This is a genomic window from Aureibaculum sp. 2308TA14-22, from assembly GCF_040538665.1.
Lineage (GTDB): Bacteria > Bacteroidota > Bacteroidia > Flavobacteriales > Flavobacteriaceae > Aureibaculum.
In genome coordinates this window covers 2,910,160-2,922,465 of record NZ_JBEWXT010000001.1, presented here as the reverse complement: position 1 = coordinate 2,922,465, position 12,306 = coordinate 2,910,160, and the positions used below count along the sequence as shown (strand labels likewise).

Genomic DNA, 12,306 nt, shown 5'->3' with positions numbered 1-12,306 from the left:
AACCCCGAAAGGGTTCGAAACCCTTTCGGGGTTAAATATATAATTACTCTTTCATAAGTTCATCTATTAGTAATTCCAATTTTTCCCCATGTAAATTTTTGGCTATAATTTTTCCGTCGCCATCTATTAAATAGTTATCGGGCAATGCGGTAATTGTAAAATCGTAAGCGGCCTTTGAAGCAAATCCGTCCAATGAAGAAACATTGGGCCAAATACGCTTATCTTTTTCAATAGCCTTGATCCATTGCTCTTTGTTGGTATCTAACGATACCCCATAAATTTGAAACCCTGAATCTTTGTAGGTATCGTATAAATTGGCGAGCAAACTACTTTCTCTTCGGCATGGACCACACCAGCTAGCCCAAAAATCAATCAAAGTGTATTTTTTATGTATTGAAAATAAACTGACCGATTTGCCTTCAGAGGTATTTAAAACAATATCGGAGACAATGCCACCAATTTCAGTTTGTTGCAAACGGGTAACTTTTTCTCTTAATCTGCTTGTAACTTTAAGGTTAGGATGTGCTTTTTCAAAATTTGTAACTAAGTTGTCAAAAAAATCAATATTCTCTTTTCCTTTCCATCGCAAAGAAGTTGGGTACAAAGCAATACTTGTTCCCATTTTTTCTTTAATAAAAGTATTCAATTCCTCTAAATGTAGGTCGTAATTTTTTAATTCTAATTTTCCTAAAGAGTCAATAGTCTTTGGATTTGGACTTTCGGTTTTGCTTTCACTTGAAATTTGCTTTCTTATGGATTCTACTAAACGGTCTAAAGATTCTTTTCTTAAACTCTCGTACTCCATAAATAAATCAGTGTCTTTAGAACCCGTAATTTTTGTTTCGGAACCATCACTATTTATGATAATTTCTTGACCTTTGTCTATAATCAATGGTATAGTTTTACTATCATTTATTACTAAAGTATAATAGTGAGGCTCATTATTAAATTCAGCTTTAAAACTTCCGTTGTTATCTAAATAAATAGTGTCTATTGTAGTTGCTATTTTTCGTTCAATATCACTTTCTTGATTTAGAATAATATAATCACTTGTAGCATTTTCAATCTGACCTTGTATTGTGAAAACGGGTTTTTCTTTTTCTGAACAAGCAGAAAAAAGAATTGGTACCAGTAAAAAAAGAATTTTATTCATAAGTTTAATTTGTGAAAACACCCCTAAAGTCCCCTCAAGGGGACAACCTTAACTTTAAACCTTTTTCTTAGGAGATAATCAAAAAAGGTATCTATTTGTCGATTTTCAAATTATTTAATTACAAGAATTTATAAAACCTTTCAACGTTTCAATCAATTCGTTCTCATTTTCTATATGGCTCATATGTCCGTCAGGGAATTCAACTACTTTAATATTACTATTCTTTACTTGGTTTCTTAAAGATTTAGCATCTAAAACGGGGTCTTTTTCACCTATAATAAGCATTTTCTTAAACGAAGCTTCACTAAATAACTTAGTGCTGTTTTTACGGATTTTCATTCCTTCTAACGAAGCTACAATACTTTGAACGGATAATTGCAAAGCACTGTTTATTAATTTTTCTATTTCATCTTTAAAAATAATTCTATTTTCTTCGGAGAATAAATTTGGAATAGACATTTTTACAAAAATTTTGTGGTTGTGTTTTACAGCGTTAATTGCCCTATCCCTATTTGTCTTTTTTTCTTTGGTATCTGCTTCAGCAGTAGAATTCATCAAACAGATTCCTTTAATCGAATCTGGATAGATTTTCGAGAAAGCGAGGCTAATATAACCGCCCATACTATGCCCAATAAAGGTATATTTTCTCAGCTTTAAATGCTTTAGCAACGCTTTTACCATTTCTGCTTGTTCCTCCATCGTATGGATATAACCTAAATTTTCCGACTTTCCGTGTCCCAATAGATCAATTGCAACAATACGGTTTCTTTTTGAAAGTACTGTTGTAATAGTATCCCACATGGTTAAATCTTCAAGAAAGCCATGGAGTAAAACTACTGCGGCTCCTTTACCAGAAATACGGTATCTAATTGTGGTGTTTTTGTAGGTAAAAAAATTATCCATCACACAAAAATAACTATATTGGGCTACTTATTCTTATTAAATAAATTCTTAGTGACTAAAACTAAAAAAATACTAATTACTGGATTCGCCTTATTTTCATTGTTTTTTGGTGCTGGAAATTTATTACTACCTCCTTTATTAGGTTATAAAGCTGGTTCAGATTGGTTCTGGGTTTCTCTTGGATTTATGATAACCGCTGTGGTAATCCCCATACTTGGTATTTTGGCTCATGCTAAATTACAAGGTACTATGTTTGATTTTGGTAAAAAAGTATCGCCAGTTTTCAGCATAATTTATTGTGTCATTGTCTATATTATTTCGATTACAATACCATCACCTAGAACAGCTGCAGCAACACATGAAATTGCTATTTACCCCATTTTTGAAACCAACCCATTATTAACAAGTAGTATCTATTTTGGGTTAGTTTTGGTATTTGTCTTAAACCGCTCTAGGATATTGAGCCTTATTGGTAAATTTTTAACGCCATTAATTGTTTTAATTCTCTTTTTAGTAATTGGAATAGGTATTTTCTCTAGCGAAATGTTAATGAATCCATCTAATTTTAGTACACCCATTGTAGATGGTTTATTGGAAGGATACCAAACTTTTGATGCCATTGGTGCTGTTGTGGTTGGAGCAGTAATAATTGTATCATTAAATATTCATAATAAAAACGAGTCCTTTGAGATTAAAAAAGAGATCATAAAAAAAGCTGGATTTATAGCTGGTTCAGGGTTGTTCATTATTTATGCCGGATTGATTTCGTTAGGAGCATTTTATGGCTCAGAAATTTTTATTGATGACGCTTTAAGTAATGATATGCAGAGGGCCAATCTGTTAATGGGAATTAGCCTACGAACTTTAGGAAGCATTGGTAAAACATTTTTAAGTGTTTTAATTGCGTTGGCTTGTTTTACTACGGCGGTGGGTATTGTTACAGGTACAGCAGATTACTTTAAGGGCTTGTTTAAAAACTCGCAAATAGCATATCTAATTACAGCTGTGTTGGGTTGTGCTTTTGGAATTTTGGTTGGGCAATTAGACTTTCATTCCATTATTATGATTGCTTTGCCTGTTTTAATGTTTATTTACCCTATAACAATTGTACTTATTTTATTAAACGTAGTGTCAGATAAATATGCTTCAAAAACGGTTTTTAGAATGGTAGTGTTGGTTACTTTTCTGTTTAGTATTCCTGATTTTTTAAAGTTTATTATTCCTGCTGAAAATTTGCAGGGAGTACAAAGTATTATTCCTTTAGCTCAATATAGTTTGGGTTGGGTATTGCCCGCTTTCTTAACTTTTATACTTGTAAACGTTTTTAGTTTAAGACTTTCTTAACACTATTACATTTTCATATTCCTTATTTTTGAATAAAACCTTTAACCTTTTATAATGAAACCACTAACTATACTCATTGCCTTACTTTTTACACTACAAGTAACCGCTCAAGAAAAAGAACAGGCAGTAAAAGATGTAACCCAAGCCGCTTATAACTATATAGATACTTTTTATAAAGTAGATACCACACTGGCTTATAAAAGCGTACATAAGGATTTAAGAAAAGTAGGCTGGTGGTATGATGATAAAAAAAGTGGATACTCTGATGCTTCAGAAATGTCTTTTGATAGGTTAATTAGTTTAGCTAAACGATGGAATGCGAAGGGTGACCGAATTAAACCTGATAGTCCTAGGGAAGTTAAAATTCTTGAAATTTCTGATAAAATTGCTGTAGTAAAAGTTACTGCTGTATGGGGTATTGATTATTTAAATATGGTAAATACAGAAGAGGGTTGGAAAAGCATTAACATAGTATGGCAATCAAAACCTAAATTTTCCTTGAATGAATAAAACACTGGTCTAAGCTAAGGTGTATTCAAAAATTTAGGAATTGCAAAATGTTACTCCTGTCGTAAAACTCTAGAATTTAGTGTTATAAACTACAAAAAAGGTACAAATTATTGCTACCAGAATAAAACAGGCCATTGTCCAAATAATAATTTTCAAATTGGCTCTTATTTTTTCGAGCTTATTACGTGTCATTTGCTGAGAATAGAGTAGTTCTAATTTGTAGTCGTGTTCACTTAACTTACTGTAATGCTCCATGAACTTCTTTTTCCGGTGTGAATTGCGATGTGGCATGTTTATTTTTAATTAGGTTGATTAGTATGAGGATTGTCAGTATCTTCAAGAAATTGTTGCACGAAATTATATGCTAACGGAAAATCCATTAACGATTCAATACAGAAAACTTCGAATAAACAATAAGGGGAGACTGGGGAGATCATGTTTAGCGATTAAATACGTTGCTAATGTATAAACTTAACCACTAAAAAACAAATAAAAAGACATTAAAATAGCTCTAAACGAGTCCTTTAAGCAATAGTTATACTGATTTTTGATAGGCTTCCGTTAACCAATTAATCAATTGCTCATCAACTTCAGCAGTTGAATGGATTTGTACGCGATGTGTACACATGGTACCAAAAGGACCAGAATTACCAAGCCTATCCGTAATAGGTTTATCTTTTAGTTTTAACCCTAAATCAATACGAGTTTTGGTGGCTGGTTTTATCAATGCAAATTGTCTTTTTCTAATAATACTCACACTTCCTTTTTTTGGAGTTATGGTAACGTCATTGCCAAATGCACTAACCGTAGCAATCAGTTTTTCATATATAGGAAATAAACTTTCTTTACCTTTATATTGATTGGTAACTAAGTCATCGGCAGAGTCATTGTTATCTTTTGAAAGCGTAACAATGGTATTCGCAAAGCCGTGTGTAACTTGATGTTCGCTTTTAAGATACTTAACGGCTTCACCATGTTTGGCAAAGTCTTTTGTTTGTAAAATCTTTTTCCATTGTTCTAATGACTTGCCTGTTTTTTCAGGCATATTATCAATCATAGTTTGTAATGCTTTGTCCATAGTTTTCAGTTTTATTACGTTTAATCATCAATGGCTTGACCCACTAATATTTTGAATTTCCAGCCTGTCTGATCGTTGGTGGTTTGTTGCGTTTGCTTCATCAATATTCCAATAATGTTTTCTTTAGGGTCAGCAAAGTATTGTGTATTAAAGTAGCCTCCCCATTCAAAAGTTCCTTTACTACCTCTGCCACCCATGTCTTGTCCTTTTTCATCTAAAACTCCAAAAGCCAATCCGTAATAAGCACCAGAATCTCCCCAATGCTTTCCAATTTGATTGCCCATTATAGACTGTATGGTAGTTCTACTTAGCAAGCGTTTTCCATTTAGCTCACCATTGTTCAAATACATTTGTAAAAAAGCAGCATAATCTTTTGCTGTGCTAGACAATCCTGCACCTCCAGAAAAAAAGCGTTTTGCTCCTTTTTTAGGATAATCAGGATCATAAAATGTTACAGGAAAAGGTATCCATTTGTCATTTTCCATTTTTTGAATAGTAACCAATCTATGGTGTTCAGAGTTGGGTAAATAAAACCATGTATCTTCCATGCCTAACGGGTCAAATATTCTGGTTTTTAAAAATTTGTCAAAGGGCATTCCAGAAACAATTTCTATAAAATACCCTAACACATCTAAGCCTTCGCTATAAGTAAATCTTTCACCAGGATTATGATGTAAGGGCAACTTTGCCAATTTTTTAACACTTTCTTCAATACTTATATTTTCTGTGGTAAATAAATCGGTTATACCTGCTTTTTTATAGATTTTTTTAATTCGTTCATCACCATCAATAACACCATAGCCAATACCAGAAGTATGAGATAGTAAATGCCTTATGGTTATGGGTTTACTAGCTGGCTTAGTATCATAAGTACCGTTTTTGTACAAAGTGTCAAGCACTTGTGCGTCCTTAAATTCAGGGATGTATTTTGAAATAGGATCATCTAATTGAAATTTCCCTTCTTCCCAAAGCATCATTACTGCGGTTGCCGTTATGGCTTTAGTTTGAGAGGCAATTCTAAAAATAGCATCTTTTTTTAATGGGTTACTGGTGGTATTATCTGCCATTCCGAAAGCTTTATGATACACTATTTTTCCATTTCTGGCTACTAAAGCTACCATGCCAGGAACTTGTTTATCTTCAATTGCTGCTTTGCACATGGCATCTATACGTGCCAATCGTTCTGATGACATGCCAACGCTACTCGGTGCAGCCTCAGAAAGTGGGGGTGATTTTTGAATTGAAGCGGTTTGGCAATAAGTTACCAGTGTACAAAATGCGAACAGAAAAGTAAAAATTGATTTTTTCATGGTTGTTCGGTTAAGGGACTTCTAAGTTACAATAAATTATTATTCAAGTTCAGACCCTTCCGTCTTTTATCCCTAAAAAGGATAAAATCCACCTTCCCTTGTCTAAGGGAAGGAGCCAAAAAAATACTACTTAAAATGATAGCTAAAATTATAAATATACAGAAATAGTCAGCACTACCATGGTTACTAAAATCAACGTAATAAATAATGGCATTACAAATTTTAACCACTTGTCATAACCAATTTTTACAATGGCTAAAGAAGCCAAAATAAGCCCTGTAGGGTTTACAAAATAAAAGAGACCCATTCCGTACTGGTATGTATTTACAATAATTTCCCTCCCTATACCGACTGTATCTGCTAATGGAGACATTACGGGCATGGTTAAAACCGCCATACCAGAAGATGAGGGAATAAAAAAGGACAAGCCTCCATAAATAGATAGCATAGCATTTACAAAAACACCTTTATTCATGCCTTCGGTTACGGTACTGGCATGATAGAGCATGGTATCACTAATTAAGCCATCATCCATAAGTACGGAAACGCCTCTGGCAATACCAATAATAAAAGCTACACCTAACAAATCTCCAGCTCCTTTTGAAAAAGCTTCTACAAAATTGTATTCCTTTATTTTACCTAAAAACCCGATGATAATGGCACCTACTAAAAAGGTAGCCGTCATTTCTACAAACCACCAATCTAATTTAGAAACCCCTATAATCATGATTACAAAACTTAAGGTAAATACCAATAGAATTAAACGTAATCTGCCAGTTAATTTTAGGCTTTTAGTTGAAGTATTTAAATGAAATAAGGCTTCTATTTGTTCTTTTTGGTCATAAATAATGGATTTAGTAGGGTCGTTTTTTACACGTTTGGCATATCTGAGGATATACCAAATACTGATGATAAGTGCAATGCAAAGCATCATAAACCTGCCGTTGAGTCCAGTTGTCCAATTGATGCCTGCCGCGTCTGAGGCAATAATGGTTGAAAACGGATTTACCGTTGAGCACATGGTGCCAATAGAAGAACCTAGAAAAATACACGCCAAACCTACCATGGCATCATATTTTGCGGCAATAAAAACGGGAATTAAAATAGGAAAAAAGGCAATGGTTTCTTCTGCCAAACCAAAAGTGGTACCACCTGCGGCCACTAGGCAAGTAACCAGAATAATGAGAATAAATTCTTTTCCTTTTAAGGTTTTTGCCAGCCAAGCAATACCAGCGTCAAAAGCTCCAGTAAGATTCATAATACCGATAAGACCGCCAATAATTAAGACCAGAAAAATGATATCAGCTGCAGCAATGATACCCTTAATGGGCGATTGCACAAAAGCGGCAAAACCTTGTGGTCTGGCTTCTAATTGTTGGTAGGTATTGGGGATGCCAATGGGTTTATAAATAGCACCACTGGTAAATTTTTCTAAGGGTATTTTAATTTGTAAACTGTCTAAGGTATGCTGTGTGGCGGGTAACGCCGTAGTAGTTTCTAAACTTGTTTTGGTAAAGGTTTTATCAGTACTATTATAGGTTAAACTGTCATATTTACCAGCAGGTACCACCCAAGTGAGTAGGGCAACCAAACCTGCAATGATTATTAAAATAGTTTGTGCCGTGGGGAATTTTAATTTTTTAATACGCATTGCTAACAAAATGAAAGGTTATGTATGCAAGATAAGAATATTTAGTTTAGTTGATTATTTTGAAACCTTATTCATTCCCAATTTACTTTCAATCCAATCATGAAAATAGATTAGTATTCCTATACCAATAATGTAAAGACCATATGCTAGTTCAATTGAATTCGGATTGCTTAACATATAAAGTGCATAAATGCCTGTAATTATATAGTATCCTGATAAAATAAGAAGTGCAATGTTAGATTTTCTAATCAAAATAAATGCTATAAGAATGAGCTGAAATAGCAAACGCACAACTTGCCCTGGAAGTCTTTCATCACCAATTTTATGATACACCAAAATCATCAAAACAACTTCGATAATTATGACTAAAATTATCGCAGAAATTAAAATTGGCCTGTTTTTCATTTATTCCGCCAAAAATTTTACCACAATAGCCTTAGATTTTTGACCGTATAATTCATTATTGCCTGATTGCCACTTTTTATTACGTTGTGCAACCGCATACATATCTAACATATTATAAGCCATATTGTCAACCTCTCTAACCTCATGGAACTCTATTATTTTGCCCAATTTTAAATCCGATAATTTGGCAATTGTACTGGCTTTTTTTCTAGCTTTATCCAACAATTTTTTAAACAACCTTTCTTCGGCTTTTTCTTCATTTGCATATTCCATTTGTCCTAATGAACCGGTTATGTAGTCTAGTTCCTTTAATTCCGAAGTTAATTTTTGTAAATCTGAGGCTTGTTCTAATGTAATAACATAACCATATTTCCAAAACCCAATGTAATCATGTATTTGATAATTCGCATTGGTTGAAGGGCGGATTTCATATTTCTTATTTTTTAAAAACGTACCTAGTTCTTTGTACTTTTCTTTCAATAGTACTTTAGAAGAGTCTTTACTAACCCCGCCTTTTTCATTAAATCTTAAAAATTTGGAATCGCTTATCTGAACATTATACTCAAATTTAATAGGTTTTAATTGAATAGTATCTCTAACTTCAATTTCTATAAAACCCGTTTGGCTAATACAAAGTGAAGAAGTTAACAGTAAAATAGATAGTAGGATTTTCATATTTTTAATTTTTTAGACGCATAGCTTGTAAAAATGAAGGGTTAAGAATGCAAGATAGGAATTATTTGAGTTTATGTTTTAGTAAATTAAATTGTTTGATAATTAACGGTTTATTTCCTTGCCCTAAAGGGTAATTTGCTTTGCGAGAACTTGTTAATTCTTTTAGAAACAATCAAAATTCCATATAAGCTTTATGACCTCAGATATTTTTTACTAATTGTTTAGTTTTTCACCATGAAAAGGACAAAAAACCCAATTCCCTTTCATTTCTTCATTGTCAATTGGGCAATATTTATTTGGTAATAATGCTGGAAGTGGTAAAGTCCATTTAAATTCTTTGCCAGAGTGCTTTACAATAAATTCACCTTCTTTAAATTCATTTATTATATTTTCATTGTTTTCATACTTAACCTTAAATAGGAAAAAATGCATTCCCTTACCCAATTGACCAAACATTTGGGCAAACATAGGTTTTATACTTTTTAAAATTTCATTAGTTTCATGTGGTATAACTTCATCAGAAAGAGGTGTATAGGACTTTTTGTTTTTATCAATAATTGTAGCCGTTTTTTCTAAATCTGACTTAGAAGTGTATGTCAAATTATCGCCATTCACCTCTATGTCAGCCAAACATAACACCATGTAATCATCAAATGTAGATTCTATCTTTTCAATTATTTCTTCAGAAATATCTGAGTTGCCTTCTAATGAAATTCTCCAATAACTTGAGGGAATCCAAAAAGACAATTTCATTTTGTCATTATCTTTATCCCATATTTGAATATCACTTATTAGCTCTATTTGGTTAACTTTTGATTTTTGTTGCCCATAGTTATTTAAAAAAAGAAATAAGGATAATATTAAAGTTATGATTTTCATTTTTTTCGAGTTATTTATTTTTAACAAAAGCAAACCACATCGCGATTAATTGATTTAAATATTAATTAGTTGCCAACTAAAACAAATCGAAATATTAAAATTTCGGGTTGAAGGGAGAAAATGGGCAATTCACTTAGCGACCACGTACAAATATAAAGTTTAATTTATTTAGAAGCAAAATAAATTAATGCTGTGGTGTTTCTTAGCTACGGATAAATAATTCAACAAAAAAGTCTGCTATGTTATGCCAAAATGGCTTTTTTTTCTCATGGTTAGGGTCTTCAAGCCAAAAGCCACACACATTACAAATAACCTCGTTCTTATAAGTCGCTTTTCCATTAAAACCATCTGCTACGGCAATCTCATCTTTTAAGCTAAATCCATCGGCTGTTTCAGTCCATTGCACTTTATCTTTTCGTATTTTGTCCGAATAGCACCTAGAACACCTTTGTTTTTTGTCTTTCAGTTTTGATTTGGGATTTTCAGAAATTAGTCGGTCAATTTTTGATTTATGTAAATTACGTTCGGTTAGATATTGCTGTATTTCCGATTGCGTTTCTTCTAAATAAGTGTTTAGCTTAAATTTTGCAAAATATGCTAATTCATAATCATCTAATTTGGCTAGAAAGTTTCTTACTTTACTCATTTTAGATATTTAGCGAAAATCTGTATGGTTTTATTGACATCCAAATAGCAACTAAAACAAATCTAATTTTTAAAGCTTCGTTAAGAAGAGAGAAAATGGGCAATTTGCTTAGCGACCTAACTTTATTCAACTTTAAAAAACTCTCTAGTCAATACAATTTCCGAATTACCTACGGTTGATCTCATTATATATGAACTATCTTTTGATTCTATTATTTCTGAAATTAAAACAAAGTCAGAGATAGATAATTTTTTTGGATTTTCTAAAATTTCTTTTAATGATAGCTCCATTGTGCAGTCATCAGTCCAAATTACATTTAATTTTACTTTTACCTCAAGTTTAGGTACGTATTCTATCTGAATCGAATCGTTTCTGGTTATAAAATTGATGCCTGTTTTAGGGTCTTCCATCTTGTATTTTCCTATTCTGAATTTAGCACAGTCAGAACTTTGTCCAAATGCACTACAAAACACAATTAAAAGACTTAAAGTTGAAAATAGTTTCATTTAAAATATTTTAGTCTAGTTGTCATCACAACGTAGTATAAATAAATTTAACAATAAGAAGATACTTGATCCGTAGTTATTTATTTTACTTTAGTAACCACGCTAAGTCCATTTAAGGTTACGGAAATTTCATTTCCTTCAACCATTATGCTAAATTTTTCGTTATCGGTCTTGGTATCTTTAGGTTCAACTACTTCTGAGAATTCTACACGGTAATCGCTTTTAAAATCTACGGCGTACTTTAGCGTTTTAACCACTTCAACACCTGAACCCTTTATTTTTCGGATTACAAAATAAGTATCTTTTTCCTTAACAAGTGTTAGGCTTTCGCCAGCCCAATTGTTTTCGATGCTAATTTCTGTATTAACATAATCTTTTATGCTTTTTTTGGTTTCTTGTGCAGTTACAAGATTGCTTGAAAATAGGGTAATTACGAAAAGTAGTATAAGTTTGTTCATCACAATAATTATTTTATGGTGTAATATACAAATAGTATACCATAATCTAACTATATTTTAATTAGGCATAACATACGTTATAAACGGAGAGTTAATTTCTTTTAGTTTTGGAGGCTCTTCAAGGTCTTCTAAAAATTTTTCGTTAAGTGTTCCTTTTCGATAGTGCTTTAAGTATTTTCTTGCCCTAACGGTCAATTTTATATTGTTTTTACGTTTTTTAGCAAAGGCCAAAAATATTTCCGCAGCCTTAAACCGTACTTCTTTTACATCTTCTTGATCACTATAATTTTGTCCGATTATGGGTAAACAATTTAAAATACGTTTATGGTTTATTTTTTGGTCTAACAGATAATTTACCATGCTAACCGCATAAAAATACTGTTGGTTATCATCATTTCTAAGTTTATAGTAAAAATTACCGCCTAAGGGTATTCCATAGCCGGTTTCTTGATGCATCCAAAAACAAACAACCTTAGAAGCACTTACAAATTCTGCTGAATTTTCATCAACAGGGTTGCTTAAAAGATACTGGGTAGATTCAAAAACCATTTGCTCGTAATCTTCGATGCTAGGGTTTTTAAATTCCTTAATTTTTAGTGTGTCTTTTAGCGATTGGGCATAACTGATACTGGGTGCTGAAAGTAGGTAAAAAGTAAGCACCAGAATTTTAATATAAAAAGCAACTATTTTTAAAGTAAAGTTTGGCAATAAAAATTGTGTTTAGCGATTATAATCAAATAACGTTTAACGCCCTGGTTTTATTGCATTGAAGGGAATTAAATATTAGG

14 protein-coding genes are annotated in these 12,306 nt (G+C 32.4%); 2 read left to right on the top strand and 12 right to left on the bottom strand.

Translation table 11 applies throughout. From position 1 onward, the window contains the following. Positions 1 to 43 precede the first annotated feature (43 nt). Both U5A88_RS13095 and U5A88_RS13090 read right to left on the bottom strand, forming a co-directional pair. A complete protein-coding gene (locus tag U5A88_RS13095) occupies positions 44 to 1,153 on the bottom strand; it encodes a TlpA disulfide reductase family protein (protein ID WP_354207140.1) in 1,110 nt (369 codons plus the stop codon). 114 nt (positions 1,154 to 1,267) lie between these two features. Continuing rightward, a complete protein-coding gene (locus U5A88_RS13090) occupies positions 1,268 to 2,056 on the bottom strand; it encodes an alpha/beta fold hydrolase (RefSeq protein ID WP_354207138.1) in 789 nt (262 codons plus the stop codon). 51 nt (positions 2,057 to 2,107) lie between these two features. Here U5A88_RS13090 and brnQ point away from each other — a divergent pair, with 51 nt between their 5' ends. Then, positions 2,108 to 3,400, top strand: coding sequence for a branched-chain amino acid transport system II carrier protein (brnQ, locus tag U5A88_RS13085; protein WP_354207137.1), 1,293 nt, complete (start codon positions 2,108 to 2,110; stop codon positions 3,398 to 3,400). Between the two features lie 54 nt (positions 3,401 to 3,454). After that, complete coding sequence (locus U5A88_RS13080; RefSeq protein WP_354207135.1) at positions 3,455 to 3,910, top strand: nuclear transport factor 2 family protein; 456 nt, start codon at positions 3,455 to 3,457, stop codon at positions 3,908 to 3,910. 535 nt (positions 3,911 to 4,445) lie between these two features. Here the strand turns inward: U5A88_RS13080 and U5A88_RS13075 are convergent. The 10 genes from U5A88_RS13075 to U5A88_RS13030 all read right to left on the bottom strand — a co-directional run bounded on the left by U5A88_RS13075 (position 4,446) and on the right by U5A88_RS13030 (position 12,226). Then, complete coding sequence (locus U5A88_RS13075; RefSeq protein ID WP_354207134.1) at positions 4,446 to 4,988, bottom strand: DUF4287 domain-containing protein; 543 nt, start codon at positions 4,986 to 4,988, stop codon at positions 4,446 to 4,448. A 20-nt stretch (positions 4,989 to 5,008) separates the two neighbouring features. Then, the gene (locus U5A88_RS13070) at positions 5,009 to 6,298 is read right to left on the bottom strand and encodes a serine hydrolase domain-containing protein (protein ID WP_354207132.1); all 1,290 of its coding nucleotides are present in this window, start codon (positions 6,296 to 6,298) and stop codon (positions 5,009 to 5,011) included. A gap of 148 nt (positions 6,299 to 6,446) precedes the next feature. Further along, a complete protein-coding gene (locus tag U5A88_RS13065; RefSeq protein WP_354208188.1) occupies positions 6,447 to 7,943 on the bottom strand; it encodes a YfcC family protein in 1,497 nt (498 codons plus the stop codon). 60 nt (positions 7,944 to 8,003) lie between these two features. Then, a complete protein-coding gene (locus U5A88_RS13060; protein WP_354207131.1) occupies positions 8,004 to 8,354 on the bottom strand; it encodes a hypothetical protein in 351 nt (116 codons plus the stop codon). Further along, positions 8,355 to 9,029 (bottom strand): SIMPL domain-containing protein, encoded by a 675-nt coding sequence (locus U5A88_RS13055; protein ID WP_354207129.1) that lies wholly within the window; start codon positions 9,027 to 9,029, stop codon positions 8,355 to 8,357. 213 nt (positions 9,030 to 9,242) lie between these two features. Then, entirely contained in the window at positions 9,243 to 9,908 is a 666-nt protein-coding gene (locus tag U5A88_RS13050) for a hypothetical protein (RefSeq protein ID WP_354207128.1), read from the bottom strand. 202 nt (positions 9,909 to 10,110) lie between these two features. Further along, positions 10,111 to 10,554 carry a hypothetical protein gene (locus tag U5A88_RS13045; protein ID WP_354207126.1) on the bottom strand — a complete coding sequence of 148 codons (444 nt, stop codon included), beginning with the start codon at positions 10,552 to 10,554 and terminating at the stop codon, positions 10,111 to 10,113. 122 nt (positions 10,555 to 10,676) lie between these two features. Next, positions 10,677 to 11,060, bottom strand: a complete 384-nt coding sequence (locus U5A88_RS13040) for a hypothetical protein (RefSeq protein ID WP_354207124.1) — start codon at positions 11,058 to 11,060, stop codon at positions 10,677 to 10,679. A gap of 80 nt (positions 11,061 to 11,140) precedes the next feature. Further along, positions 11,141 to 11,518, bottom strand: a complete 378-nt coding sequence (locus tag U5A88_RS13035; RefSeq protein ID WP_354207122.1) for a hypothetical protein — start codon at positions 11,516 to 11,518, stop codon at positions 11,141 to 11,143. Between the two features lie 57 nt (positions 11,519 to 11,575). After that, complete coding sequence (locus U5A88_RS13030; RefSeq protein ID WP_354207121.1) at positions 11,576 to 12,226, bottom strand: hypothetical protein; 651 nt, start codon at positions 12,224 to 12,226, stop codon at positions 11,576 to 11,578. Positions 12,227 to 12,306: the final 80 nt, after the last annotated feature.

What these genes read in the sequence shown, in the direction of transcription:
- U5A88_RS13095 (WP_354207140.1), bottom strand. Translation starts at nt 1,153, where the DNA reads ATGAATAAAATTCTTTTTTTACTGGTACCAATTCTTTTTTCTGCTTGT.
- U5A88_RS13090 (WP_354207138.1), bottom strand. Translation starts at nt 2,056, where the DNA reads ATGGATAATTTTTTTACCTACAAAAACACCACAATTAGATACCGTATT.
- U5A88_RS13080 (WP_354207135.1), top strand. Translation starts at nt 3,455, where the DNA reads ATGAAACCACTAACTATACTCATTGCCTTACTTTTTACACTACAAGTA.
- U5A88_RS13075 (WP_354207134.1), bottom strand. Translation starts at nt 4,988, where the DNA reads ATGGACAAAGCATTACAAACTATGATTGATAATATGCCTGAAAAAACA.
- U5A88_RS13070 (WP_354207132.1), bottom strand. Translation starts at nt 6,298, where the DNA reads ATGAAAAAATCAATTTTTACTTTTCTGTTCGCATTTTGTACACTGGTA.
- U5A88_RS13060 (WP_354207131.1), bottom strand. Translation starts at nt 8,354, where the DNA reads ATGAAAAACAGGCCAATTTTAATTTCTGCGATAATTTTAGTCATAATT.
- U5A88_RS13055 (WP_354207129.1), bottom strand. Translation starts at nt 9,029, where the DNA reads ATGAAAATCCTACTATCTATTTTACTGTTAACTTCTTCACTTTGTATT.
- U5A88_RS13050 (WP_354207128.1), bottom strand. Translation starts at nt 9,908, where the DNA reads ATGAAAATCATAACTTTAATATTATCCTTATTTCTTTTTTTAAATAAC.
- U5A88_RS13045 (WP_354207126.1), bottom strand. Translation starts at nt 10,554, where the DNA reads ATGAGTAAAGTAAGAAACTTTCTAGCCAAATTAGATGATTATGAATTA.
- U5A88_RS13040 (WP_354207124.1), bottom strand. Translation starts at nt 11,060, where the DNA reads ATGAAACTATTTTCAACTTTAAGTCTTTTAATTGTGTTTTGTAGTGCA.
- U5A88_RS13035 (WP_354207122.1), bottom strand. Translation starts at nt 11,518, where the DNA reads ATGAACAAACTTATACTACTTTTCGTAATTACCCTATTTTCAAGCAAT.